The organism is Burkholderia latens (assembly GCF_001718795.1).
Classification (GTDB): Bacteria; Pseudomonadota; Gammaproteobacteria; order Burkholderiales; family Burkholderiaceae; genus Burkholderia; species Burkholderia latens_A.
This window is the reverse complement of the sequence record NZ_CP013435.1, coordinates 2,181,481-2,207,255: the sequence shown is the minus strand read 5'-3', so window position 1 is coordinate 2,207,255 and position 25,775 is coordinate 2,181,481. Positions and strand designations below refer to the sequence as shown.

24 protein-coding genes are annotated in these 25,775 nt (G+C 67.4%); 18 read left to right on the top strand and 6 right to left on the bottom strand.

Annotation, left to right across the window (positions count from 1 at the left end; all coding sequences use genetic code 11):
- Positions 1-67: 67 nt before the first annotated feature.
- From prfB to WK25_RS10250, 3 genes are all read right to left on the bottom strand, one after another.
- Positions 68-1,172 (bottom strand): peptide chain release factor 2 gene (gene prfB, locus WK25_RS10265; protein ID WP_144245455.1). Its coding sequence is split into 2 segments (ribosomal slippage): positions 68-1,090 and positions 1,092-1,172, totalling 1,104 coding nucleotides; the frame shifts between segments, so codons are not numbered across the junction.
- 141 nt (positions 1,173-1,313) lie between these two features.
- Entirely contained in the window at positions 1,314-3,011 is a 1,698-nt protein-coding gene (gene recJ, locus WK25_RS10255) for a single-stranded-DNA-specific exonuclease RecJ (protein ID WP_069241536.1), read from the bottom strand.
- A 10-nt stretch (positions 3,012-3,021) separates the two neighbouring features.
- Complete coding sequence (locus tag WK25_RS10250) at positions 3,022-4,098, bottom strand: regulator (RefSeq protein WP_069241535.1); 1,077 nt, start codon at positions 4,096-4,098, stop codon at positions 3,022-3,024.
- A gap of 139 nt (positions 4,099-4,237) precedes the next feature.
- Between WK25_RS10250 and WK25_RS10245 the strand changes: the two genes are divergently transcribed.
- The 9 genes from WK25_RS10245 (at position 4,238) to ftsB (ending at position 15,228) form a co-directional block, all read left to right on the top strand.
- The gene (locus tag WK25_RS10245; protein WP_040144564.1) at positions 4,238-5,491 is read left to right on the top strand and encodes a lipoprotein-releasing ABC transporter permease subunit; all 1,254 of its coding nucleotides are present in this window, start codon (positions 4,238-4,240) and stop codon (positions 5,489-5,491) included.
- Positions 5,484-6,242, top strand: a complete 759-nt coding sequence (gene lolD / locus WK25_RS10240; RefSeq protein WP_080294592.1) for a lipoprotein-releasing ABC transporter ATP-binding protein LolD — start codon at positions 5,484-5,486, stop codon at positions 6,240-6,242. The genes WK25_RS10245 and lolD overlap by 8 nt, the downstream gene beginning before the upstream one ends.
- Positions 6,243-6,308: 66 nt before the next feature.
- Positions 6,309-7,097 carry a TatD family hydrolase gene (locus WK25_RS10235; protein WP_040144562.1) on the top strand — a complete coding sequence of 263 codons (789 nt, stop codon included), beginning with the start codon at positions 6,309-6,311 and terminating at the stop codon, positions 7,095-7,097.
- Positions 7,098-7,154: 57 nt separating this feature from the next.
- Complete coding sequence (locus tag WK25_RS10230; protein WP_069241534.1) at positions 7,155-9,656, top strand: DNA internalization-related competence protein ComEC/Rec2; 2,502 nt, start codon at positions 7,155-7,157, stop codon at positions 9,654-9,656.
- A 131-nt stretch (positions 9,657-9,787) separates the two neighbouring features.
- Positions 9,788-10,633 carry an alpha/beta hydrolase gene (locus tag WK25_RS10225; RefSeq protein ID WP_040144560.1) on the top strand — a complete coding sequence of 282 codons (846 nt, stop codon included), beginning with the start codon at positions 9,788-9,790 and terminating at the stop codon, positions 10,631-10,633.
- Between the two features lie 187 nt (positions 10,634-10,820).
- Positions 10,821-12,479: a CTP synthase gene (locus WK25_RS10220; RefSeq protein ID WP_040144559.1), complete on the top strand. Its 1,659-nt coding sequence runs from the start codon at positions 10,821-10,823 to the stop codon at positions 12,477-12,479.
- On the top strand, positions 12,476-13,330 hold the full coding sequence (kdsA, locus tag WK25_RS10215; protein ID WP_069241533.1) for a 3-deoxy-8-phosphooctulonate synthase: 855 nt from the start codon (positions 12,476-12,478) through the stop codon (positions 13,328-13,330). The genes WK25_RS10220 and kdsA overlap by 4 nt, the downstream gene beginning before the upstream one ends.
- Positions 13,331-13,436: 106 nt before the next feature.
- The gene (eno, locus tag WK25_RS10210; RefSeq protein WP_011885396.1) at positions 13,437-14,720 is read left to right on the top strand and encodes a phosphopyruvate hydratase; all 1,284 of its coding nucleotides are present in this window, start codon (positions 13,437-13,439) and stop codon (positions 14,718-14,720) included.
- An 82-nt stretch (positions 14,721-14,802) separates the two neighbouring features.
- Complete coding sequence (gene ftsB / locus WK25_RS10205; RefSeq protein WP_040144557.1) at positions 14,803-15,228, top strand: cell division protein FtsB; 426 nt, start codon at positions 14,803-14,805, stop codon at positions 15,226-15,228.
- Between the two features lie 92 nt (positions 15,229-15,320).
- On the opposite strand, the gene WK25_RS10200 is transcribed toward ftsB, so the two are convergent.
- The 3 genes from WK25_RS10200 to WK25_RS10190 all read right to left on the bottom strand — a co-directional run bounded on the left by WK25_RS10200 (position 15,321) and on the right by WK25_RS10190 (position 17,308).
- Positions 15,321-15,674 carry a hypothetical protein gene (locus WK25_RS10200; protein WP_059546111.1) on the bottom strand — a complete coding sequence of 118 codons (354 nt, stop codon included), beginning with the start codon at positions 15,672-15,674 and terminating at the stop codon, positions 15,321-15,323.
- A gap of 133 nt (positions 15,675-15,807) precedes the next feature.
- The gene (hslO, locus tag WK25_RS10195) at positions 15,808-16,758 is read right to left on the bottom strand and encodes an Hsp33 family molecular chaperone HslO (RefSeq protein WP_040144555.1); all 951 of its coding nucleotides are present in this window, start codon (positions 16,756-16,758) and stop codon (positions 15,808-15,810) included.
- 25 nt (positions 16,759-16,783) lie between these two features.
- Complete coding sequence (locus tag WK25_RS10190) at positions 16,784-17,308, bottom strand: gamma carbonic anhydrase family protein (RefSeq protein ID WP_040144554.1); 525 nt, start codon at positions 17,306-17,308, stop codon at positions 16,784-16,786.
- Positions 17,309-17,449: 141 nt separating this feature from the next.
- On the opposite strand from WK25_RS10190, the gene WK25_RS10185 reads away from it, so the two are divergent.
- The 9 genes from WK25_RS10185 to bamC all read left to right on the top strand — a co-directional run bounded on the left by WK25_RS10185 (position 17,450) and on the right by bamC (position 25,772).
- Positions 17,450-18,310 carry a ferritin-like domain-containing protein gene (locus tag WK25_RS10185; protein ID WP_069241974.1) on the top strand — a complete coding sequence of 287 codons (861 nt, stop codon included), beginning with the start codon at positions 17,450-17,452 and terminating at the stop codon, positions 18,308-18,310.
- Between the two features lie 213 nt (positions 18,311-18,523).
- Positions 18,524-19,414: an alpha/beta fold hydrolase gene (locus WK25_RS10180; protein ID WP_069241532.1), complete on the top strand. Its 891-nt coding sequence runs from the start codon at positions 18,524-18,526 to the stop codon at positions 19,412-19,414.
- An 81-nt stretch (positions 19,415-19,495) separates the two neighbouring features.
- The gene (locus tag WK25_RS10175) at positions 19,496-20,326 is read left to right on the top strand and encodes a 3',5'-nucleoside bisphosphate phosphatase (protein ID WP_069241531.1); all 831 of its coding nucleotides are present in this window, start codon (positions 19,496-19,498) and stop codon (positions 20,324-20,326) included.
- Between the two features lie 72 nt (positions 20,327-20,398).
- Positions 20,399-21,031 (top strand): L-threonylcarbamoyladenylate synthase, encoded by a 633-nt coding sequence (locus WK25_RS10170; protein ID WP_040144551.1) that lies wholly within the window; start codon positions 20,399-20,401, stop codon positions 21,029-21,031.
- A 45-nt stretch (positions 21,032-21,076) separates the two neighbouring features.
- Positions 21,077-21,739, top strand: coding sequence for a site-2 protease family protein (locus tag WK25_RS10165; RefSeq protein ID WP_069241530.1), 663 nt, complete (start codon positions 21,077-21,079; stop codon positions 21,737-21,739).
- 8 nt (positions 21,740-21,747) lie between these two features.
- Entirely contained in the window at positions 21,748-22,950 is a 1,203-nt protein-coding gene (locus WK25_RS10160) for a tryptophan--tRNA ligase (protein WP_040144549.1), read from the top strand.
- Positions 22,951-22,959: 9 nt separating this feature from the next.
- Positions 22,960-23,562, top strand: a complete 603-nt coding sequence (locus tag WK25_RS10155; protein WP_069241529.1) for a class I SAM-dependent methyltransferase — start codon at positions 22,960-22,962, stop codon at positions 23,560-23,562.
- Between the two features lie 47 nt (positions 23,563-23,609).
- On the top strand, positions 23,610-24,515 hold the full coding sequence (dapA, locus tag WK25_RS10150) for a 4-hydroxy-tetrahydrodipicolinate synthase (protein ID WP_040144547.1): 906 nt from the start codon (positions 23,610-23,612) through the stop codon (positions 24,513-24,515).
- A gap of 111 nt (positions 24,516-24,626) precedes the next feature.
- Complete coding sequence (gene bamC, locus WK25_RS10145; RefSeq protein WP_059546103.1) at positions 24,627-25,772, top strand: outer membrane protein assembly factor BamC; 1,146 nt, start codon at positions 24,627-24,629, stop codon at positions 25,770-25,772.
- Positions 25,773-25,775 lie beyond the last annotated feature (3 nt).

Below are 25,775 nucleotides of genomic sequence, written 5' to 3'. Positions count from 1 at the left end.
GAATTCGGAGTGGGGGCGGCAACGCAACGGGGAGGGCGGCGCGACCGGACAGGCCGCGCCGCGGCGCTTACACGCCCTGTTTGAGGCTCGCGCTGATGAAGTCGTCGAGATCGCCGTCGAGCACGGCCTTCGTGTTGCTCATTTCGACGTTCGTACGAAGATCCTTCACGCGGCTCTGGTCAAGCACGTACGAGCGGATCTGGTGGCCCCAGCCCACATCGGTCTTGCTCGATTCGAGCTTGTCCTGCTCGGCCTGGCGCTTGCGCATTTCGGCTTCGTACAGGCGCGACTTCAGCATGGCCATCGCTTCGGCACGGTTGCGGTGCTGCGAGCGGTCGTTCTGGCACTGCACGACGATGCCGGTCGGCATGTGCGTGATCCGCACGGCCGAGTCGGTCTTGTTGATGTGCTGGCCGCCCGCGCCCGATGCGCGGTACGTGTCGATGCGCAGGTCGGCGGGGTTCACCTCGACTTCGATCGAATCGTCGATTTCCGGATACACGAACACCGACGAGAACGACGTGTGACGCCCGCCCGACGAGTCGAACGGCGACTTGCGCACGAGGCGGTGGATGCCGGTTTCGGTGCGCAGAAAGCCGTACGCGTATTCGCCCGACACCTTGATCGTCGCGTTCTTGATGCCCGCGACGTCGCCGTCGGATTCTTCGAGCACTTCGGCCTTGAAACCCTTGCGCTCGCAATAGCGCAGGTACTGGCGCAGCAGCATCGAGGCCCAGTCGCACGCCTCGGTGCCGCCGGCGCCGGCCTGGATGTCGATGAAGCAGTTGTTCGGATCGGCCGGGTTCGAGAACATCCGGCGGAATTCGATGTCGCCGACGCGTGCTTCGAGCTTCTTCGCGTCTTCTTCGGATGCGACGAGGGTGTCTTCGTCGCCTTCCTCGCGGGCAAGCTCGAACAGGTCGAGCGCGTCGCGCAGATCGCTATCGAGCGCCGTCAGCGTCGTGACGACGCCTTCGAGCAGCTTTTTCTCGCGGCCGAGTGCCTGGGCGTTCTTCGAATCGTTCCAGACGTTCGGGTCTTCGAGTTCCTTGTTGACTTCGGTCAGACGCGCAGCTTTGGCGTCGTAGTCAAAGATACCCCCGAAGCTCGCCCGCGCGGTTGCGCAGGTCGAGCAGGGAGCTTTCGATCGCGTTGAGACGTTCCGCTTCCATGATCGTTCGCTGTTCTTGCGTCGTAAAAAAGCGGAATTATAGCCGATCGGCGGGGTTTCCCGGTGACGCCGAGTGTGCTTGCATCGGCGCCGCGCGCCAGTCCGGCGCGGCGCGCATGCGGGCGCCGAGCGCCGCCGGCGCTCAGCCTGCGGCGTGCTCGACGACCAGCTGCACGCGCGTCACGCCGTTCCACGTGTCGGCCACGAGGCGGTACGCAATCAACGCGCTCGCCGGCAGCGGGTCGGTGTGGTTGAACCAGATGGCGTTGAAACGCTGGCGGCCGCGTGCCAACTGCAGCTTCAGGTGCTTTTCCTTCACGAGCGACTGCGACACCACATCGAATTCGCCGGAAAAAAGCGGGGCCGGAAAGCCCTGGCCCCAGACCGCTTCGTCGAGCAGCCCGACGAACTGCGGCGTGAAATACGCTTCCTCCAGCTCGCCGTCGGTCTCTATTACGCGCGCGAGCGCATCGTCGGACAGCCACTCGCGCGCAACCGCCTCGAACGCGGCTGCGAAGCGCGGTACGTTGGCGGTGTCGAGCGTGAGGCCCGCGGCCATCGCGTGGCCGCCGAACGCGACGATCAGGTCGGGCTCGCGCTTGGACACGAGGTCGAGCGCATCGCGCAGGTGGAAGCCGGGGATCGAGCGGCCCGAGCCCTTGACCCGCGCGCCGGCGTCGTCCGCATGCGCGAACGTGAACGACGGGCGGTGGAATTTCTCCTTGAGCCGCCCGGCCACGATGCCGATCACGCCCTGGTGCCATGCGGGATTGAACAGCGTGATCGTGCATGCGTCGGCCGGATCGACGGCGGCGAGATCGGCGAGCGCCTGCTGCTGCATGCCGGCCTCGATCTCGCGGCGCTCGCGATTCATCGCGTCGAGCTGCTGCGCGAGCTCCCACGCACGACCGATGTCGTCGGTGATCAGGCATTCGATGCCGAGCGACATGTCGGAGAGCCGCCCGGCGGCGTTCAGGCGCGGGCCGACGCCGAAGCCGAGGTCGAAGCCCGACGCGGTGCGCGTTTCGCGGCCGGCGGCGCGGAATAGCGCGGCCACACCCGGTTGCATGCGGCCGTTGCGGATGCGCTGCAGCCCTTGCGCGACGAGCACGCGGTTGTTGCCGTCGAGCCGCACCACGTCCGCGACGGTGCCGAGCGCGACGAGGTCGAGCAGCCCGTCGAGGCGCGGTTCGGCTTCCTTGCTCGCGAACGCGCCGCGGCGGCGCAGCTCGGCGCGCAGCGCGAGCAGCACGTAGAACATCACGCCGACGCCCGCGATGTGCTTGCTCGGGAACGTGCAGCCGGGCTGATTCGGGTTGACGATCGCGCGCGCGGCGGGCAGCGCGTCGCCGGGCAGGTGGTGGTCGGTCACGAGCACGTCGATGCCGCGCGCATTCGCGGCTTCGACGCCCGCGACGCTCGCGATCCCGTTGTCGACGGTAATGAGCAGATCGGGCTTGCGCGCGGCGGCCAGTTCGACGATTTCGGGCGTGAGCCCGTAGCCGTATTCGAAGCGGTTCGGCACCAGGTAGTCGATCTGCGCGCCGAACATGCGGAGCCCCCGCACCGCGACCGCACACGCGGTGGCGCCGTCGCAGTCGTAATCGGCGACGACCAGCAGGCGGCGGCGGTCCGCGATCGCATTGGCGAGCAGCGTTGCGGCGTCCGCGCAGCCCTTCAGCTCGGTGGGGGGCAACAGGCGTGCGAGCGCGATTTCGATGTCGGCCGGGGATTGCACGCCGCGCGACGCATACAGGCGCGCGAGGACAGGGTGCAGCCCGTGGCGTGCGAGCGCTTCGGCGTCGGCGGGCGCGACGGGGCGGGTAACGATCCGGGTCATACAGGTGTGGTTATTCGAACAGGGACGCCAGCGCGCGGCGGCGCCAGAACTTGCGCAGATCGCCGCGCGTTGCGTGCAGCGTGACGGAACTCGTGTCGCCGCACAGCGTTAAGCCGACACCGGCCAGCTCGCCGCTTTGCAGCGCCGCGAGCGACGGTGCGAACCAGTCGCGCTCCAGCGCGGCGAGCGCATCGTGCCAGCGCGCCCAGTCCTGTTCGATGAACGGGGCGGTCAGCGCCGGCAGTTCGACGAGCGTCGCGCCGGCGGCCGCCGGCAGCGCACCGTATGCGGCCGGCACCGCGCCGGCGTCCGCGTGCGCGGCGCGCGCGAGGCCGAGCGCCGCGGGCGACGCGGACAGCACGCGCCCGAACGGCTTGCCGACCGGCTTCAGCGTGCCCTGCGCATGGAACCAGATCGAGTTGACGGCCGGCAATCCGCGCGCCTCGCGCGCTTCGTTGACCGGATGCTGAAACCACGCCATCTGTACTTCGTTCTGCAGCTTCATCCACATCCGCGAGCGTTCGCCGGTGTGCGCTTCATGCGGCAGCCAGATCTCGATGTTGCGGCCGCTCGCGCGCAGCGGCGCGGCGCCGGCGAGGCGCGCCAGCTGCTCGCTCGACAGATACCAGCGCGCGGGTTGCGGCGCTTCGAGCCGTACGCCGAGCTCCTCGATCAACGGGCGCGCGACTGCCAGTAGCGCGGCGGCATCGCCGTCGTCGAGCGCGAGGCTGGCCGGATCGACGAGCACGAGATGATCGTGCGCGATTTCGACGTGGACGGGCTCGACGCACGCCCATGCGTGCGTGCCGGGGTCGCCGCCGTCGGCCAGCAGCATATACGGTGCGAGCGGCGCCTCGTCGGCGGCATTGCCGTGGGTCGCGCCGAACTGGCGGGCCAGCCAGCGCTCGTGCGGCAGCGTGCGCTGGAAGTCCTCGCCGGTCACGCGCTCGGCGAGGCTCGCGCGGGCGAGCAACTTTTCGAGCGCGGGACTGTCCAGCGTGTGCAGGGACGAGGCCGCATCGGCCGCCGACGGCAGCGCGAACGGAACGAGAAAATGGAGGCGTCGGTCGTGCATGATGGTGCGCATTGTATGGCAAACTGCGCGCGTGATCGGGCCGGCCGACGGTCCGGGCGGGTCCGAACTCGTCCGGCGACGTTTTTTTGACCGCGCCCGGGCGGCCGGCCGCGGGCCGCCTTCCCCGCCGTAACCAGCAGAAAGGATTCGCTTGAAACTTCCGTACGAATGGCAGATCGGCTGGCGCTACACGCGCGCCGGCAAACGCACGACCGGCAACGGCTTCATTTCCTTCATCGCGCTCGTGTCGATGCTCGGCATCGCACTCGGTGTCGCCGCGCTGATCGTCGTGCTTTCCGTGATGAACGGCTTCCAGAAGGAAGTGCGCGACCGCATGCTGTCCGTGCTCGCGCACGTCGAGGTTTTCTCGCCGACAGGCTCGATGCCCGACTGGCAATTGACCGCGCAGGAGGCGCGCCGCAATCCGTCGGTGATCGGCGCGGCGCCGTACGTCGACGCCCAGGCGCTGCTCACGCGCCAGGACGCGGTGAACGGCGTGATGCTGCGCGGCGTCGAGCCGTCGCTCGAGCCGCAGGTGTCGGACATCGGCAAGGACATGAAGGCTGGCCAGCTCGCCGCGCTCGTGCCCGGTCAGTTCGGCATCGTGCTCGGCGATGCGCTGGCCGGCAATCTCGGCGTGACGGTCGGCGACAAGGTCACGCTGGTGGCGCCCGAAGGCACGATCACGCCGGCCGGGATGATGCCGCGGCTCAAGCAGTTCACGGTCGTCGGCGTGTTCGAGTCAGGACACTACGAATACGACAGCACGCTCGCGATGATCAACATCCGCGACGCGGAGGCGCTGTTCCGGATGTCCGCGCCGACCGGCGTGCGGCTGCGGCTCACGGACATGCAGAAGGCGCCGCAGGTCGCGGTCGAGCTGTCGCACACGCTGTCGGGCAGCCTGTACATCCGCGACTGGACCCAGCAGAACAAGACCTGGTTTTCGGCCGTGCAGATCGAGAAGCGGATGATGTTCATCATCCTCACGCTGATCATCGCGGTCGCGGCGTTCAACCTCGTGTCGTCGCTCGTGATGACGGTGACCAACAAGCAGGCCGACATCGCGATCCTGCGCACGCTCGGCGCGCAGCCGGGCTCGATCATGAAGATCTTCGTCGTGCAGGGCGTGACGATCGGCTTCGTCGGCACCGCGTCCGGCGTCGCGCTCGGCTGCCTGATCGCATGGAGCATCCCGTGGCTGATTCCGATGATCGAGCATCTGTTCGGCGTGCAGTTTCTGCCGCCGTCCGTCTACTTCATCAGCGAGCTGCCGTCCGAGCTCGTCGCGGGCGACGTGATCAAGATCGGCCTGATCGCGTTCGCGCTGTCGGCCGTGGCGACGCTCTATCCGAGCTGGCGCGGCGCGAAGGTGAAACCGGCGGAGGCGCTTCGCTATGAATGACCGCGCGACCGCATTCGCGGATTCACGACAACCCATCAGACAGGATTCGGCAGGTATGCAGGAATACGTGCTTCAGGCGCGCGGGATCACGAAGGCGTTCGTGCAGGGCGGCTTCAACGTGCAGGTGCTCAACAACGCCGAGCTGACGGTGCGGCGCGGCGAGAAGCTCGCGGTCGTCGGCGCGTCGGGCTCCGGCAAGAGCACGTTGCTGCACGTGCTGGGCGGCCTCGACGAGCCGAGCGCCGGCGAGGTGTCGCTGCTCGGCAAGCCGTTCACGCAGCTCGCCGAGCGTGAGCGCAACGAACTGCGCAACCGGGCGCTCGGGTTCGTCTACCAGTTCCATCACCTGCTGCCGGAATTCACCGCGCTGGACAACGTCGCGATGCCGCTGCGCATCCGCCGGATGACGACCGACGACGCGCGCGCGCAGGCACAGGCGATGCTCGAGCGTGTCGGTCTCGGCCCGCGTGCGAAGCATCGGCCGGGCGAGCTGTCGGGCGGTGAGCGGCAGCGCGTCGCGATCGCGCGCGCGCTGGTGACGAAGCCGGCGTGCGTGCTTGCCGACGAGCCGACCGGCAACCTCGACGGCTCGACGGCCGACACGGTGTTCAACCTGATGCTCGAACTGTCGGAGACGCTCGAAACGAGCTTCGTGATCGTCACGCACGATCCCGAGCTTGCCGCGCGCTGCGACCGCATCATGCGCTTGCGCGACGGCGTGCTCCACGAGGAGCCGGCGCTGCCGGTGTGAACGAAGGCGTTCGCCGCGCCGCCCGGTGAAGCCGGGTGGCGCGGCGGGCGCGCAGGAAAGCCGCCCATGTGGATCGATACGCATTGCCATCTCGATGCAGCCGAATTCGACGCCGACCGCGACGCGGTCGCCCACGCGGCGCGCGCGGCCGGTGTGTCGTGCATCGTGATCCCGAGCGTCGGGCGCGACAATTTCACGACGGTGCGCGAACTGGCGCAGCGCACGCCGGGCGCGGTCTATGCGCTCGGCATTCACCCGATGTTTACGCCGCACGCGCGCGACGAGGATCTCGACCGCTTGCGGATGGAAATCGAGGCGAGCCTCGACGATCCGCGTTTCGTCGCGATCGGCGAAATCGGTCTCGATTACTTCGTGCCGGGCCTCGACGAAGGCCGGCAGCAGTTTTTCTATCAGGGGCAGCTGCGGCTCGCGCGCGAATTCGATTTGCCGGTGCTGTGCCACGTGCGCAAGTCGCAGGACCGTGTGCTCGCCGGGCTGCGCCGCTTCGGCGTGCGGCGCGGCATCGCGCACGCGTTCAACGGCAGTTTCCAGCAGGCCGACGCGTATCTCGCGCAGGGGCTGCATCTCGGCTTCGGCGGCAACGTGACGTTCGAACGCGCGCGGCAGATTCGCCGGCTCGCGGAACAGTTGCCGCTCGATGCGATCGTCGTCGAGACGGATGCTCCCGACATCGCGCCCGAATGGGCGTACAAATCGCGCAATGCGCCCGACCAGGTGCCGCGCATCGGTGCCGTCCTCGCGGAACTGCGCGGGATCGACACGCACGCGCTATCCCTATCCACAACGGCTAACGCGCGCGCCGCGCTGCCGCGCCTCGCACTTTCGTCCGCATAATCGTTGCCGGAATGCGCCGCCCCGACCACGGCGGCGCCGGGTCGACGAGGAGGCGCGATGCGCGTGGGCTGGATCGCGTTCGCACTCGGCGTCGTCGTGCTGCAGCGGCAGGCGGCGTTGCCGGGCGTGGGCGCTTGGGCATGCGGTGCGGTGATGCTTGCGGGATGTGGCGTGTTGCTCGCAGGGGGTGCGCGGCGCCCGCGCACCCGCACGATCGTCGTGCTGCGCTGGATGCTGTGTGCAAGCGCCGCGTGCGCGATCGGATTCGGCTATGCAGCCGCGCGCGCCGAATGGCGGCTCCGCGACAGCCTGCCCGTCGAACGGGAAGGGCGCGACATCGTTATCACTGGAGTGATTCGCGGATTGCCCGCCATCGACGACGCCGGTGCGCGAATGCTGTTCGCGGTCGAATCGAACGAGGCCGGGCTGGCCCGCTTTCCTCCGCTGATCCGCTTGTCGTGGCGCACGTACGGTGCATCCGCCGCTCGCGATGCGATGCCGGATTTGCGAGCGGCCCAGCGCTGGCGTCTGGTCGTGCGCCTGAAGCGTCCGCATGCAGAGGCGAATCCCTTCGTGCGCGACAGCGAGGCAGCGTGGCTTGCCGCCGGAATCCGGGCGACCGGCTACGTCGTCGCACCCGAGCGGGCGCAACTGCTCGACGCGCGCGCATCGGGATGGCGTGCGTCGATCGATCGGTCGCGCGACGTGCTGCGCAGGCGCATCGGCGCAGCGCTCGGCAGCGACGCGCCTCATCGCGGCATCGTGGCCGCGCTCGCGGTTGGCGATCAATCCGGGATCGGCGACGACGACTGGCGCGTGCTGCGCAATACGGGCACCAGTCATCTGGTCGCGATCTCGGGGCTGCATGTCGGGCTCGTCGGCGCGCTCGCCGGCGGGATCGCATCAATGGCCTGGCGGCGCCTGCGCTGGCGTGGACATGCAGCGGCGTTGCTGATGCCGGCGCCTTATGTAGCCTCAGTCGCCGCGCTGACGGCCGCTGCCGCGTACGCGGCGCTCGCCGGCTTCAACGTGCCGGCGCAGCGTGCATGGTGGATGATCGCGGCCGGTGCGGCCGCTTATCTGGCGGGGCGCAGCGTGCCGACGTCCGCGGTGCTGTGCGCGGCCCTTGGCGGCGTGCTGCTCGTCGATCCGTGGGCGGTGTTGTCGGCCGGGTTCTGGCTGTCGTTCGGCGCCGTCGCGGTGATTCTGATGGCGGTCGCGGGCTGGCGTGCGGTGCGCGAATTCGACGGAGACCATGTGAGCGACGGCAGCGAGCGTCCGGACGGCGCCGCCGCAGATGCCCGCCGCAAGCGGCTGACAGCATGGTGCGCGCATGCCGGGCGTCGAGTCGCCGACGCGACGCGCGTGCAGTACGCAGTGACGATCGGTCTCGCGCCGCTCACGGCCGCGTGGTTCTCGCAAATTTCGGTGTCGGGGCCGCTCGGCAACGCGTTCGCGATTCCGTGGGTCAGTTCCGTCGTGACGCCGGTCGTGCTGGCCGGTATCGGATTGCCCGCGCCGTTGGACGGTTATGCGTTCCGGCTCGCGCATGCGGCGCTCGAACCGATGATGGCGCTGCTGCGGCACCTGGCCGACTGGCCGGCCGGCGTGTTCTGGCTGCGCATGCCCGGCTGGCCCGCGCTGGCGCTGGCCTGCGCGGGTGCCGGATGGGCGCTGATGCCGCGCGGCTGGCCGCTGCGCTGGGCTGCGCCGCTCACGTGGCTGCCGCTCGTTGCGCCAGCACCCGATACGCCGCCGCACGGCGGCTTTCGCTTGACGGTGCTCGACGTCGGGCAAGGCGCGTCGGTGCTGGTCGAGACCGCCAATCGGACGCTGCTGTTCGACGCGGGGCCGGGGGCGGAATCGACGCATGCCGGTACGCGGATCGTCGCGCCGTCGTTGCGTGCGCGCGGAATCCGCACACTGGATTCGCTCGTGCTCAGCCACGCGGACGCCGATCACGCGGGCGGTGCGCAGGCCGTTTATGCGGCGGCCGACGTACGCCAGCTGCTTGCCGGCATTGCGCCGCGGCACCGGCTGTGGCGCGCCGCGGAAGCGGCCGGCGTGGCCGATCGGCTCCCGTGCGCGGCCGGGCAGCGGTGGACGTGGGATGGCGTCTCGTTCACGATGCTGTGGCCGCCGCGCGCGTCGGCGGGTCGGTCGAATGAACGATCGTGCGTGCTTCGCATCGACGCAGGCGGTACGTCGGCGCTGCTGACAGGCGACATCGACGCGCGCGCCGAGCGGCAGCTCGTGGCCGACGCACGCGATGCGCTGGCCGCGCAGATCCTCGTCGTCCCGCATCACGGCAGCCGCACGTCGTCGGTCGAGCCTTTCCTCGATTCGGTCGGGCCGCGCGTCGCGGTATTTCCTGTAGGCTATCGCAATCGCTTCGGGCATCCGCACCGGACGGTCCTCGCGCGCTACGCGGCGCGCGGGATTCCGCTGCCGCGCACCGATCGCGACGGCGCCGTGCGGTTCGACGTCGCGCCCGCAGGCGGCGGTTTCGCGTTCGAGCGTTATCGGCATGCGCAGCGGCGCTACTGGATGGACCGGTGACGGCTGCGCTGGCGCTGCGGAATAACCGACGGCGGGCTCGGGATTGCGCCAGCGGCATTCGACCAACCGCGAAGCATGCGGCGGGAGCCATTACCGGCACGCGGTTCCGCCGACAAAGGAGACACCGGCGTTTGAAGGACATCATCCATTTCTCGCATGCGAACGGTTTTCCGGCGTCGACGTACCGGACGATCTTCGCCGAGCTGGCAGACGATTACGAGCTGCGCTACATCGAGCGGATCGGCCACGATCGCCGCTACCCGGTGACGCGCGACTGGCCGCATCTCGTCGACCAGTTGCTCGACGACATCGGCCGCCGCTACGAGCGTCCGGTGTGGCTCGTCGGCCATTCGCTCGGCGGCTACCTGTCGCTGATGGCCGCGCTGAAAAAGCCGCAGTGGGTGCGCGGCGTGGTGATGATCGATTCGCCGATCATCGCGGGATGGCGGGCGCGCGCGCTGCGCGCGAGCCAGTGGGCTGGGCTCGACGAACGGTTGTCGCCGGCGGCGGCGACACGCAACCGGCGCACGCGCTGGACGAGTCGCGACGAAGCCTGGCGGCACTTCCACGAGAAGCCGGCGTTCGCGCGCTGGGACGAGCGAATGCTGTCCGACTACATCGACCACGGGATTCCGCAGGCCGGTGCGGACGGCGCGCGCGCGCTCGCGTTCGACCGGCAGGTCGAGTACCTGATCTACCGGACGCTGCCGCATACGCTCGGTCCGCGGCTCGCGCACGGTGCACCGGTGCCGCTCGGCTTCCTGGCCGGCACGCGTTCGCGCGAGGTGCGGCAGGTCGGGCTCGATGCGACGCGCCGCGCCGCGCGCGGGCGCATCGAATGGATCGAGGGCAGTCATCTGTTCCCGATGGAGCGGCCGATCGAGACGGCCCGCGCATTGCAGCGGATGCTGAATACGCTGAAGGCGGCCGAGGCCGGCGTGCCGCGCGACGGCGCCGTGTTCGCGCAGCGGGCGTGACAGGGGTGCGAAGCGGCGCCCGGTGCGCCGCGTCAACCGGCGCGCGGTTGCAGCCGCAGGTCGGCCGGTTCGCCCCGGCCGCGCAAGGCTGACGCGGCACGGTGCGAAAGGGCGCGATCATCGCGTCAATTGCTGAGAGAAGGGCGGGCTTTACGGTATAATCCGTTTTTCCCGCGAGCATCCAGCGATGACCAAATATGTTTTCGTCACCGGCGGCGTAGTTTCTTCCCTCGGCAAGGGTATTGCCGCCGCCTCTCTCGCCGCGATCCTCGAATCGCGCGGTCTGAAAGTCACCCTCCTCAAACTCGATCCCTACATCAACGTCGACCCCGGCACGATGAGCCCGTTCCAGCACGGCGAAGTGTTCGTGACGGAAGACGGAGCGGAGACCGACCTCGACCTCGGCCACTATGAGCGCTTCATCAGCACGAAGATGCGCAAGGCCAACAACTTCACGACCGGCCAGATCTACGAATCGGTGATCCGCAAGGAACGCCGCGGCGACTATCTCGGCAAGACCGTGCAAGTGATTCCGCACATCACGAACGAAATCCAGGCGTTCATCGAGCGCGGGGCGGCATCGGCCACCTGCGGCGAACCGGACGTCGCGATCGTCGAGATCGGCGGCACGGTCGGCGACATCGAGTCGCTGCCATTCCTCGAGGCCGCGCGCCAGATGAGCCTGCGCCTCGGCCGCAACAGCGCGTGCTTCGTGCACCTGACGCTCGTGCCGTACGTCGCGACCGCGGGCGAGCTGAAGACGAAGCCGACCCAGCACAGCGTGCAGAAACTGCGCGAGATCGGCATCCTGCCGCACGTGCTGCTGTGCCGTGCGGACCGCCGCATCCCGGACGACGAATCGAAGAAGATCTCGATGTTCTCGAACGTGCCGGAAGACGCGGTGATCTCGGTGTGGGACGCCGACAGCATCTACAAGATTCCGCAGATGCTGCACGATCAGGGCCTCGACCGCATCATCTGCGAAGAACTGAAGCTGTCGCCGAAGGACGCCGATCTCGGCATGTGGTCGGAGCTCGTCGAGAAGCTGGAAAACCCGAAGCACGAAGTCACGATCGGCATGGTCGGCAAGTACGTCGACCTGACCGAGTCGTACAAGTCGCTGATCGAAGCGCTGCGCCATGCGTCGATCCACACATCGACCAAGGTCAACATCGAGTACATCGATTCGGAAGAACTCGAGGCGAACGGTGTCGACAGTCTGAAGCATCTCGACGCCGTGCTGGTGCCGGGCGGTTTCGGCCGTCGCGGCACGGAAGGCAAGATCGCTGCGATCCGCTATGCGCGCGAGTCGAAGGTGCCGTACCTCGGCATCTGCCTCGGCATGCAGCTCGCGGTGATCGAATTCGCACGCGACGTCGTCGGCCTGAAGCAGGCGAACAGCACCGAGTTCGATCCGGACACGCCGGAGCGCGTGGTCGCGCTGATCACCGAATGGTACGACCGCGAAGGCAAGGTCGAGACGCGCAGCGAGGAGTCCGATCTCGGCGGCACGATGCGCCTCGGTTCGCAACGCTGCCCGATCAAGCCGGGCACGATGGCCGAAGAGATCTACGGCAAGGACGTGAACGAGCGCCATCGCCACCGTTATGAAGTCAATAACCGCTTCGTGCCCCAGCTCGAAGCCGGCGGCCTTATCATCAGCGCCCGTACCCCGAGCGAGGATCTGCCGGAAATGATGGAGCTGCCGCGCTCGATGCACCCGTGGTTCGTCGGTGTCCAGTTCCACCCGGAATTCACGTCGACGCCGCGTGACGGTCATCCGCTGTTCAAGTCGTTCGTCGAAGCGGCGCTCGCCAACCAGCAAGCGCGCGGAGCAAAAGCATGAAGCTGTGCGATTTCGAGGTCGGTCTCGACCAGCCTTTCTTCCTGATCGCGGGTACCTGCGTCGTCGAATCGGAGCAGATGACGATCGACACGGCGGGCCGCCTGAAGGAGATCTGCGAGAAGCTGAACGTACCGTTCATCTACAAGTCGTCCTACGACAAGGCGAATCGCAGCTCGGGCAAGTCGTTTCGCGGCCTCGGAATGGACGAAGGGCTGCGGATCCTCGGCGAGGTGAAGCGGCAGCTCGGCCTGCCGGTGCTGACCGACGTGCATTCGGTCGACGAGATCGAGCAGGTCGCGTCGGTCGTCGACGTGCTGCAGACGCCGGCGTTCCTGTGCCGTCAGACCGACTTCATCCACGCATGCGCGCGCTCGGGCAAGCCCGTCAACATCAAGAAGGGCCAGTTCCTTGCGCCGCACGACATGAAGAACGTGATCGACAAGGCGCGCGACGCCGCGCGTGAAGCCGGTCTGTCGGAAGACCGCTTCATGGCGTGCGAACGCGGCGTCTCGTTCGGCTACAACAACCTCGTGTCCGACATGCGTTCGCTTGCGATCATGCGCGAGACGGGCGCGCCGGTGGTGTTCGACGCGACCCACTCGGTGCAGCTGCCGGGCGGGCAGGGCACGAGTTCGGGCGGCCAGCGCGAGTTCGTACCGGTGCTCGCGCGTGCAGCGGTGGCGACGGGCGTCGCGGGCCTGTTCATGGAAACGCATCCGAATCCGGCCGAAGCGAAGTCCGACGGTCCGAACGCGGTGCCGCTGAACCGGATGGGTGCGCTGCTGGAGACGCTCGTCACGCTCGACCAGGCGGTGAAGCGCAATCCGTTCCTGGAAAACGATTTCAATTAAAGACCGAATGAACCTTGCGGCGGCTTCGCGCGTCAGTAGCGAAAGCGGTTGCGGCACGCGTGCCGCCGCAGTTTGAAGAATCCATCGTCATTCTCAGAGGAAACCCATGAGTGCAATCGTAGATATCATCGGCCGCGAGATTCTGGATTCGCGCGGCAACCCCACCGTCGAATGCGACGTGCTGCTCGAGTCGGGCACGATGGGCCGCGCGGCGGTGCCGTCGGGCGCGTCCACCGGCTCGCGTGAAGCGATCGAACTGCGTGACGGCGAAGCCGGCCGCTACAACGGCAAGGGCGTGCTGAAGGCCGTCGAGCACATCAACACCGAGATCTCCGAAGCCATCATGGGCCTCGACGCGTCGGAACAGGCGTTCCTCGACAAGACGCTGCTCGAGCTGGACGGCACCGACAACAAGTCGCGCCTCGGCGCGAACGCGATGCTGGCCGTGTCGATGGCCGTCGCGAAGGCAGCCGCTGAAGAAGCCGGCCTGCCGCTGTACCGCTACTTCGGCGGCTCGGGCGCGATGCAACTGCCGGTTCCGATGATGAACATCGTCAACGGCGGCGCGCACGCGAACAACAGCCTCGACATCCAGGAATTCATGATCGTCCCGGTGAGCCAGCCGACGTTCCGTGAAGCACTGCGTTGCGGCGCGGAAGTGTTCCACGCACTGAAGAAGATCCTGAGCGACCGCGGCATGAGCACGGCAGTCGGCGACGAAGGCGGCTTCGCACCGAATTTCGGCAGCAACGACGAGTGCCTGTCGACGATCCTGCAGGCGATCGAGAAGGCCGGCTATCGTGCGGGCGAAGACGTGCTGCTGGCGCTCGATTGCGCGGCATCCGAGTTCTATCACGACGGCAAGTACCAGCTCGCTGGCGAAGGCCTGCAACTGTCGTCGGCCGAATTCACCGACTACCTCGCGACGCTCGCCGACAAGTTCCCGATCGTGTCGATCGAAGACGGCATGCACGAAGGTGACTGGGACGGCTGGAAGCTGCTGACCGAGCGCCTGGGCAAGAAGGTTCAGCTCGTCGGCGACGACCTGTTCGTCACGAACACGCGCATCCTGAAGGAAGGCATCGAGAAGGGCATCGCGAACTCGATCCTGATCAAGATCAACCAGATCGGTACGCTCACCGAAACGTTCGCGGCGATCGAAATGGCGAAGCGCGCGGGCTACACCGCCGTGATCTCGCATCGCTCGGGCGAAACGGAAGATTCGACGATCGCGGACATCGCGGTTGGCCTGAATGCCGGCCAGATCAAGACGGGTTCGCTGTCGCGCAGCGACCGTATCTCGAAGTACAACCAGCTGCTGCGCATCGAGGAAGATCTCGGCGACATCGCGAGCTACCCGGGCAAATCGGCTTTCTATAACCTGCGCTAACGCGCTACTATCGGGTTCGTCATCTCGACGCCGCTCTGTGCATGTCGCGCGGAGCGGCGCTTCTTATATCTGCGTCTCCTACATGCGGCTTGTCACTGTCGTCCTGATTGCCTTGCTGGCGCTCATTCAGTACCCCCTATGGTGGGGACACGGCGGCTGGCTGCGGGTGCACGAATTGCGCCAGCAGCTCGGCGATCAGTTGCAGAAGAACGCGGACGAGAAGCTGCGCAACGAGCGGATCGCTGGCGAGGTTCAGGATCTGCAGAGCGGTACCGCCGCGATCGAGGAGCGCGCACGTTACGAGATGGGGATGGTGAAGGACGGCGAAGTATTCGTGCAGTTCGTGTCGCCGAATGCGCCGGCTGCGCCGCTGAGCAACACGCCGTCGAATACGTCGACGCGCGGTGCAGTGTCCGCGGCGCCCGTGCGCGTCGTGCCGAACCCGCAATCGATCGCGAAGCCGTCGCGGCATCACGGCGGCGACAAAGGCAAGACCGCGCATCACTGAGCGGCAGTCCGAACCATTCAACGAGCGCGGGAAATACCGCGCTTTTTTATTTCCTCGCAGTCGTCAATCGGATCTGCCGACGCGGCGGCGCATCACCACCACCAGCCCGGATAGCCATAGCCGATGCCGGTGCCCCACCGGTTGCCCCAGCCGCCGCTGTAATAACCGCCGTATACCGTCACCGGCGGCGGCGCGTAATACGACCATGCGCGCGCGGCAGCTTCCGCCGCCATCGCATCGTTCTGCTCGCGCAGCACCTGCCGGTCGATTTCGTCGTAGCGTTTGCGCTCGGCGCTCGACAGGGCGGGCGGCTGGCCGCCCGACGTACCGGCTTCGGGCAGGCGGCTCAGGATCGTCGACGAAGGCGGCTGCACCGCGCAGCCGGTGAGCGCCAGCATGCCGGCTGCGACGCTGGTCAGGACGAGAGTGCGGAACGGGCGATTCATCTGTTTCTCCAGCAGCGCGCCGCCAGCGCGAAGCGGCTTGCGCCGAAGGCCGGGCCCGCGGCGCGCAAGCCGTACGTGCGACGCTTGTGCGCCATTATGCGCCCGCGCCAGCTTCGCGACACGGGCGCGCGGCTCAATGGCGCTGATCGGTCGCGGGCGTGATCCCGGTCGCGAGTTCCGGTGCGGCGAACAATTGCGCGACGTCGACGGGATCGAACTCGTAGCGCTGGTTGCAGAACTCGCAGTGGATCTCGACATGACCGCGCTCGACGATCACGCTGTCGACTTCTTCGCGGCCGAGCATGCGCAGCATCGCGCCGACCTTCTCGCGCGAGCACGAGCACTGAAAACGCGTACCGGCGGGATCGAAGTGCTGCACGTTTTCTTGCCAGAAGAGGCGGCGGAACACGACTTCCGGCTCGACCTCGAGCAGTTCCTTCGCGGACAGCGTGCTGCCGAGCGTGCAGACGCGCTCCCAGGTGTCGGCGTCGGTCTCGGCGTTGCGCGGCACGATGCCGCCGTCGCCCGGCAGCTTTTGCAGCAGCATGCCGACCGCACGGTCGCGGTCGGCCGCGAGCCACAGGCGGGTGTCGAGCTGCTCGGAATGGTGCATGTAGTGCTCGAGCACCTGCGACACCGACTCCAGCGGCCCGTCCACGCCGTTCAGCGGCACGATCCCCTGATATGGCTGCTGGCCCGGCAGCTTTTCCGCCGGGTCGAGCGTAATCACGCAACGGCCGTGGCCGCTCGCGTTGACGAGCGTCGCAAAGTGCGTATCGTCGCCGATCGTCTGCGCGGCATCGCCGGCGAACTTGGCCGTCGCGCGCATCGACAAGTCCGAGTTGCACTGGACGACCAGCATCTGGACCGGCCCGTCGCCGAAGATCTGCATGATCAGGGTGCCGTGAAATTTCAGGTTCGCCGACAGCAGCGCGCACGCGGCCATCATCTCGCCGAGCACCGTGCGCACCGGAGCAGGGTAGTCGCGGCGGGAAAGCACCTCTTGCCACGTGTTGCGCAGCGACACGATCTCGCCGCGCACGGGTGCCGAATTGAACATGAATTTCTGTAACTGGTCGCTCACTCTTGTTCCTTGAAATCCGCGCGAATCATCCGATCCGCACGAGTTGCTCCTTGAAATGCGCACGCCGCTCGACGTACGTCTTTGCGTTTGCGCGCAGCCGCGCGATGTCGTCGGCCGACAGCTCGCGCACGACTTTCGCCGGGGCGCCGAGAATCAGCGAATTGTCCGGGAACGTCTTGCCTTCCGTCACGACCGCGCCGGCACCAACCAGACAGTTGCGGCCGATCACCGCGCCATTCAAGACCACCGCCTGAATTCCGATCAGCGACCCCTCGCCGATCGTGCAGCCGTGCAGCATTGCCTGGTGCCCGATCGTCACGTTTTCGGCAATCGTCAGAGGAAACCCGGGGTCCGTGTGCAGGACTGCGCCTTCCTGGACGTTGCTGCCCGCACCCACCGTGATCGTCTCGTTGTCGCCGCGAATCGTCGCACCGAACCATACGCTCGCGTTTTCGTCGAGCACGACCTTGCCGATGATGGCCGCCGTATCGGCGACGAATACGCTTTCGTGGATCGTCGGGGCCGTATCGCCCAGTTTGTAGATCGTCACGGAGTCTCCTGGTCTCTTCGATGGTGGGCGCCGGTAGAATGGCGCGTCTGGCGTGCCGTGCGCATCGCGTTGCGGCACAAACGCATATTGTAAACCGTCGCGTGCATGCGTTCCCGCGAGGCGCGCGCGGTGTCACGTTCGATGAGCATGGAGTCTTCTTCTTTCCCTGCCGTGCAGGTGTGCGTGCGGCGCGCCGCGCTCGACGCGCTGCGGATGTCGGCGCCGGCCGCGAAGGCCGCACAGGTGCGTGCGCTGTACGACGCATGGCTGGCCGGGCAGGCCGCGATTGCGCCGGCGCTCGGGCTGGACGAACCCGCGGGGCTGCCGGGGCGGCCGATACGCCCGCCGCTCGTCGAACCGCGCCAGCTCGAGCGGCGCAGCATGCGTTCGCCCGCGGGGCGGGCGGTGCTGCTGCACGCGCTCGCGCATATCGAATTCAATGCGATCAATCTCGCGCTCGACGCGGTGTGGCGCTTCGCGGGCATGCCCGAAGCATTCTATGCAGACTGGCTCAAGGTCGCGGCCGAGGAGGCCTATCACTTCACGCTGCTGTCCGATCGACTCGCCGACGGGTTCGGCCACGCATACGGCGATTTTCCCGCGCACAACGGACTGTGGGAAATGTGCGAGCGGACCAAGGGCGACGTGCTTGCGCGCATGGCGCTCGTGCCGCGAACGCTGGAGGCGCGCGGGCTCGACGCATCGCCGCCGATCCGCGCGCGGCTGTTGCAGGCAGGCGACGATGCGTCCGCGGCGATCCTCGACGTGATTCTGCGCGACGAGATCGGCCACGTCGCGATCGGCAACCGCTGGTTCCGGTATCTGTGCGACGCGTCGGGCCTTGATCCGGTATCGACCTACCGTCAGCTTGCCGAGCGATACCACGCGCCGCGGCTGCGCGGCCCGTTCAATTTCGATGCGCGCCGCACGGCAGGATTCGAGCAGGCGGAACTGGACGAACTTGCTGCGCAGGACGCGGCCGACGGCAAAGCGGCGGATTAGGCCGCCGAGACGCTGCGGTCTCGACGTGCCGGCACACGCCCGCGATACCGCCGTTCGGGCGCTGCCTCGCCTCGGCGTGGCTTGGTCCGCTCGACGCTCGCGCCCGCCGTGTCGCCGAGTCGCCATGGCTAGAGAGCGCTCTCGACTCTCGGACGCCGGATCGCCTGCGCCGCCGCTATAATCGAACGACCATTCTTTTTTTGGCGGCTGCAAATGAGTGCCTCGAGTTCTGTTTCCGATTTCGTCACGGTGCGCGGCGTGAAGCTGCATGTGCGCCGCTGGGGCCGGCCCGATGCGCCGACGCTGTTCATGCTGCATGGCTGGATGGACGTCGCGGCGTCGTTCCAGTTCGTCGTGGACGCGCTCGCGGGCGACTGGCAGGTGGTCGCGCCGGACGCGCGCGGCTTCGGCCTGTCCGACTGGCCGGTCGCACGGCGGGGCGGCGGGCATTACTGGTTTCACGAATATCTCGGCGATCTCGACGCGCTCATCGATCACTATGCGCCGACCGGCGAAGTCAATCTGGTCGGGCACAGCATGGGCGCGAACGTCGTGTGCCTGTACGCGGGTGCGCGGCCCGAGCGCGTGCGGCGCGTGGTGGATCTCGAAGGATTCGGGCTTGCGCCCGCCAAGGCCGAGCAGGCGCCGCGACGGCTGCGCGGCTGGCTCGACGAACTGCGCGAGCCGCCGGTGCTGCGTCCGTACGCGTCGCTCGACGACGTCGCGGCGCGGCTGATCAAGACCAATCCGCGGCTCGCGCCGCACCGGGCCGAATTTCTTGCCGCGCACTGGTCGAAGCGGGGTGACGACGGCCAGTACCATCTGCTGGCGGACCCGGCGCACAAGATCGCGGGGCCGCAGCTGTACCGGCTCGACGAGGTGATGGCCGTGTGGAAGCAGGTGCGCGCGAAGGTGCTGCACGTCGAGGCGGTCAATTCGCCGACGCTCGCGTACCTCGCGGGCGACATTCCGCTGCCGGAGTTCAAGGCCCGCTTCGCGGTGTTCCCGGACTGGCGCGAAAAGCTCGTCGAGGATGCCGGTCACATGGTTCATCACGATCAGCCGGAACAAATCGCCGCGCTGATCGAGGCGTTCTGCGCTTGAGCCGGCGGCGGCAGCAGCGGCGGGGCGGGCGGCGCAATTGCCGCATTGCAGTAGAATGAAGCTTCACCTGCCATACTGACGATGAACGCCGATCTCCACTGCCATTCGAATGTTTCCGACGGGTTGCTGTCGCCTGCCGACGTCGCGCGCCGCGCCCATGCCGGCGGCGTGACCCTGTGGGCGCTGACCGACCACGACGAAATCGGCGGCCAGGCGGCGGCGCGCAGCGAGGCGGAAGCGCTCGGCATGCGCTACCTGAGCGGTGTCGAGATTTCGGTTACATGGGCGTCGCGCACGGTGCACATCGTCGGGCTGCACATCGATCCGTCGAACCCGACGCTCGTCGACGGCCTCTATCGCACGCGCCACGGCCGCGCGGCCCGCGCGCAGGCGATCGGCGCGCAACTCGAGACGCTTGGTATTCCCGGCGCGTACGAAGGCGCGCTGAAGTATGTTTCGAATCCCGACCTGATTTCGCGCACGCACTTCGCGCGATTCCTGGTCGAGAACGGCCACGCCGCATCCACGTCGGACGTGTTCGATCGCCTGCTCGGCGACGGCAAGCCCGGTTTCGTTCCGCACCGCTGGGCGACGCTGTCGGATGCCGTCGGATGGATCCGCGCGGCGGGCGGCGAGGCCGTGGTCGCGCACCCGGGCCGCTACCGCTACACGCCGGTCGAATTCGACGCGTTCTTTGGCGAATTCATCGATCTCGGCGGCCGCGCGATCGAGGTCATCACGGGCAGCCATACGCCCGACCAGTATCGCGAATACGCGGACGTCGCGCGCCGCTTCGGCTTCGAAGTGTCGCGCGGCTCGGATTTCCATGCGCCGGGCGAGGGCCGCGTCGAACTCGGCGGCCTGCCGCCGTTGCCGCCCGAGCTGAAACCGGTCTGGGAGCGCTGGCTCTGACGCGTCGAGGCCGCTGGCCGTTCGCGTCGGCGCCCGCGCGCGCATCCGACTTTCCCTTCTTTACGTGCCTCCATGTCCCAGTTCTTCAGGATTCATCCGGATAATCCGCAGCCGCGCCTGATCAAGCAGGCAGCGGACATCGTCAGCAAGGGCGGCGTGATCGCGATGCCGACCGATTCGAGCTACGCGCTCGCTTGCCATCTCGACGACAAGGACGCGGTCGAGCGCGTGCGCCGCATTCGCGGCCTCGACGAGAAGCAGCACCTGTCGCTGCTCGTGCGCGACCTGTCGGAACTCGCGAACTTCGCGATGGTGGACAACCGCCAGTACCGGCAGATCAAATCTGTGACGCCGGGCCCGTACGTGTTCATCCTGCAGGCGACGAAGGAAGTGCCGCGCCGGCTGTCGCATCCGTCGCGCAAGACGATCGGGCTGCGCGTGCCCGATCACGCGATCACGCTCGCGCTGCTCGAGTCGCTCGGCCAGCCGCTGCTCGGCACGACGCTGATCCTGCCGCCGGACGACGAGCCGCTGAACGATCCCGAGGAGATCCGCGCGCGGCTCGAGAAGCAGGTCGATCTCGTGATCGACGGCGGCGCGTGTCCGCGCGAGCCGTCGACGGTGATCGACCTGACGGCAGACGTGCCGCAGCTCGTGCGCGCGGGGCGCGGCGCGCTCGAACCGTTCGGATTGTCGGTTGCGTAAGCGCCGTTCATTTTTGCGCGAGTGCGCTTGTTACAATAACGCGATATGGATGCTTCCCTGATACAGACCATCGCCGTCTACGCGCTGCCCGTGATCTTCGCGATCACGCTGCACGAGGCCGCGCACGGCTATGCCGCACGCCTGCTGGGCGACAACACCGCGTACATGATGGGACGCGTATCGTTCAATCCGATGCGCCACATCGACCCGCTCGGCACGATCGCGATTCCGCTCGCGATGTATTTCCTGACGGGCGGCGCCTTTCTGTTCGGCTATGCGAAGCCGGTGCCGGTGTCGTTCGGCAACCTGCGCGATCCGCGCTGGGGCAGCCTGTGGGTGTCCCTCGCGGGGCCGGCCTGCAACTTCGTGCAAGCGCTGGTATGGGGCGTGTTGACCATCGTGCTGCCAGTCGTCGGCATCGACGAACCATTCTTCACGCGGATGGCCTATGCGGGCGTCAGCGCGAACCTGGTGCTCGGCGTGTTGAACCTCTTTCCGCTGCCGCCGCTCGACGGCGGCCGCATCCTGGCGGCGCTGCTGCCGCCGAAGCAATCGATCGCGCTGTCGCGCATCGAACCGTACGGTTTCATCATCGTCCTCGTGCTCGTCGCGACGGGCATGCTGACGAACTTCTGGCTGCGCCCGCTTGTGAACGCCGCGGCCGGCGTGCTGAGCGCCATCCTGTCCCCCTTCGCCTCGCTTTTCTAACGACAATCATGTTCCCAGATCGTATTTTCTCCGGCATGCGACCCACCGGGTCGCTGCACCTCGGCCACTACCACGGCGTGCTGAAAAACTGGGTGAAGCTGCAGTCCGAGTACCCGTGCTTCTTCTGCGTGGTCGACTGGCATGCGCTTACGACGCACTACGAAACGCCCGAGGTCATCGAGAAGAACGTGTGGGACGTGCTGATCGACTGGCTTGCGTCCGGCATCGATCCGGCGCAGGCAACGCTATTCATCCAGAGCAAGGTGCCGGAACACGCGGAACTCGCGCTGCTGCTCGGCATGAGCACGCCGCTCGGCTGGCTCGAACGCGTGCCGACGTACAAGGAGCAAATGGAGAAGCTGAAGGACAAGGACCTGTCGACCTACGGCTTCCTCGGCTACCCGGTGCTGATGGCGGCCGACATCCTGCTGTATCGCGGCTCGCTCGTGCCGGTCGGTGAAGATCAGGTGCCGCACGTCGAGATGACGCGCGAGATCGCCCGCCGCTTCAACTACCTGTACGGCCGCGAGCCGGGCTTCGAGGAGAAGGCGCTCGAAGCCGCGAAGAAGCTCGGCGGCAAGCGCGCGAAGCTCTATCACGAGTTGCGCAACGCGTACCAGCAGGACGGCGACGACGAAGCGCTCGAGCAGGCGCGTGCGATGCTGCAGGAATCGCAGAGCCTGTCGATGAGCGATCGCGAGCGGCTGTTCGGCTATCTGGAGGGCGCCCGCAAGATCATTCTGGTCGAGCCGCAGGCGTTGCTGACCGAAGCGTCGCGGATGCCGGGCCTCGACGGCCAGAAGATGTCGAAGTCGTACGGCAACACGATCGGGCTGCGCGAGGACGCGGAGACGATCACGAAGAAGGTCCGCACGATGCCGACCGATCCCGCGCGCGTGCGCCGCACCGATCCGGGCGACCCCGACAAGTGCCCTGTTTGGCAGCTGCACCAGGTCTATACCGATGAAGCGACGCACCAGTGGGTGCAGAACGGCTGCCGCTCGGCGGGCATCGGGTGCCTCGACTGCAAGCAGCCTGTCGTCGAAGGAATCCTGCGCGAACAGCAGCCGATGCTCGAACGCGCGCAGAAGTACATGGACGACCCGTCGCTGCTGCGTGCGATCGTCGCAGACGGTTGCGACAAGGCGCGCAAGCACGCGGTCGAGACGATGCGCGACGTGCGCGAGGCGATGGGCCTGTCGTACACCTGAGCGGACGGCATGCGCGAACCCGTCATTACCGCCGCGGGCGGCCACGTCGCCCAGACCGAACCGTCGCGCTGGGTTGCGCGCTGGTCGCGGCTCGTCCCCGCGGGCGGCGCGGTGCTTGACGTCGCCGCGGGCGGCGGCCGCCATGCGCGCTGGTTCGCGTCGCACGGGCACCCGGTTGTCGCGCTCGATCGCGATCCGGCCGCACTCGGCGCATTGCGCGCGATTCCCGCTGTCGACGCGCGCGACGCGGATCTGGAAGGCGCACCGTGGCCGTTGCCGGCGGGCGTGTCGTTCGCGGCCGTAATCGTTACCCATTATCTGCATCGACCGCTCTGGCCCCATCTGCTCGATGCGGTCGCCCCGGGCGGCGTGCTGATCTACGAAACCTTCGCGCAAGGAAACGAAACGGTCGGCAAACCGTCCAATCCCGCGTTCCTGCTCGCCCCGGGCGAGCTGCTGGACGCGGTGCGCGGCCATCTGCGGGTAGTCGCATACGAGGACGGATTTGTCGCCGCGCCACGCCCGGCGTTCGTGCAACGCATCTGCGCGGTACGCGAGGGCGCGACCCCGACGGCGGGGGCGGGAATTCCACGTTACGAACTGCCCGGCTAATCCGTTACAATCCCAACGTTTACCGGTACATCAATCAATCGCGTTTCATGGCTAACGGCACCCAAGACGGCATTCAAATCCGCGGCAGCATCCCCGCGATCGTCACCCCGATGCTCGAAGACGGCAGTCTCGATCTGCCGGCGTTTCGCAAACTGATCGACTGGCACATCGAGGAAGGCACCGACGCGCTCGTCGTGGTCGGCACGAGCGGCGAGTCGGCAACGCTCAACGTCGAAGAGCACATCCTGATGATCCGCACGGCCGTCGAGCATGCGGCGAAGCGCATTCCGATCATCGCGGGCGCAGGCGGCAATTCGACTGCCGAGGCGATCGAGCTGTCGAAGCACGCGAAGGCGGTCGGCGCCGACGCGACGCTGCAGGTCGTGCCGTACTACAACAAACCCACGCAGGAAGGGATGTACCGTCATTTCAAGACGATCGCGGAAGCGGTCGATCTGCCGGTCATCCTGTACAACGTGCCGGGCCGCACGGTCGCGGACATGACGCACGAGACCACGCTGCGCCTGGCGCAGGTGCCGGGCATCATCGGCGTGAAGGAAGCGACCGGCAACATCGACCGTGCCGCGCACCTGATCAAGGCCGCACCGAAGCATTTTGCGATCTACAGCGGCGACGATCCGACCGCGATCGCGCTGATGCTGCTCGGCGGCCACGGCAACATTTCGGTGACGGCGAACGTCGCGCCGCGCGCGATGAGCGAACTGTGCCGCGCCGCGCTGGCCGGCGACGTCGCGACGGCGCGCGCGCTGCACATGAAGCTGCTGTCGCTGCACAAGAATCTGTTCATCGAGGCGAACCCGATTCCGGTGAAATGGGCGCTGCAGACGATGGGCAAGATGCAGGGCGGCATCCGCCTGCCGCTCACGCCGCTCGACGAGCGTTGCCACGATGTCGTGCGTTCGGCTCTCGTCGAGGCCGGCGTCCTCGCCTGATGCACGGGCGGCCGCGTTCTGCGGCCGCCGGCTCGACCCCTGATCAACCCGCACCGGCCGGCTCCGTCCGGCGCCGCTCCTGACGAGCGTTCTAGCAAGACGAAGGATTTCATGAAACGTTTCGCCTTTTCCTCTCGCGCCATCCAGGTTTCGGTGATGGCGCTGGCGCTGGGCGCGCTCGCCGGCTGCGATACGCTGAACGATTATCTGGCCCCCGACAAGGTCAACTACAAGAACACGGGCTCGGCACCGCCGCTCGCAGTGCCGAGCGACCTGAAGCCGGTGCCGACGACCCAGCAGTTCGTCGCACCGCCGAGCAACGCCGGCCTCGGCACGCTGCCGCCGCGGGCGACCACCGCCGCCGGCAATGCGACCGACGGCGTGCCGAGCGCGCAGGATCCGCTCGGCATGCACATCGAGCGCGACGGCGATCGCCGCTGGCTCGTCGTCGATGGCCGCACGCCCGAGCAGCTGTGGCCGATCCTGAAGGAATTCTGGCAGGAGAACGGCTTCTCGCTGAAGACCGACGCACCGTCGACCGGCATCATGGCTACCGACTGGGCCGAGAACCGCGCAAACATTCCGGACGACTGGTTCCGCCGTACGATCGGCAAGGTCATCGACTTCGCGTACTCGTCGGGCACGCGCGACCGCTTCCGTACGCTCGTGAACCGGACGCCGGACGGCAACACCGATATCTCGATCACGCACAGCGCGATGGAGGAAATGATGGTCGGTCCGCAGGGCGGCACGTCGTCGCGCTGGGAAGAGCGTCCGCGCAACCCGGTGCTCGAGGCCGTGTTCCTGTCGAAGCTGATGCAGAAGTTCGGGCTGAGCGATGCGCAGGCGAAGCAGCTGCTGGCTGACGCGCGTCCGGCGACGGCGCCGGCGCAGGTCCGCGACACGAGCGGCGGCGCCGCGACGCTGCAACTCGCGGAATCGTTTGACCGTGCGTGGCTGCGCGTCGGTCTCGCGCTCGACCGCACCAACTTCGCGGTCGACAACCGCGACCGCGAGAAGGGTCTGTACACGGTGCGCTACGCGAACACGATGGAGGAGCTGAAGCGCGACGGCCTGTTCGGCAAGCTGTTCTACGGCGGCCCGTCGGCGGCCAAGCCCGGCAAGGAATATCTGGTCAACGTGCGCGCGCAGGGCACTGGCGGCACGCAGGTGGCGGTAGTCGACGCGAACGGCCAGATCGACAACTCGTCGGACGCGCAGCGGATCATTTCGCTGCTGCACGCCCAACTGAACTGATCG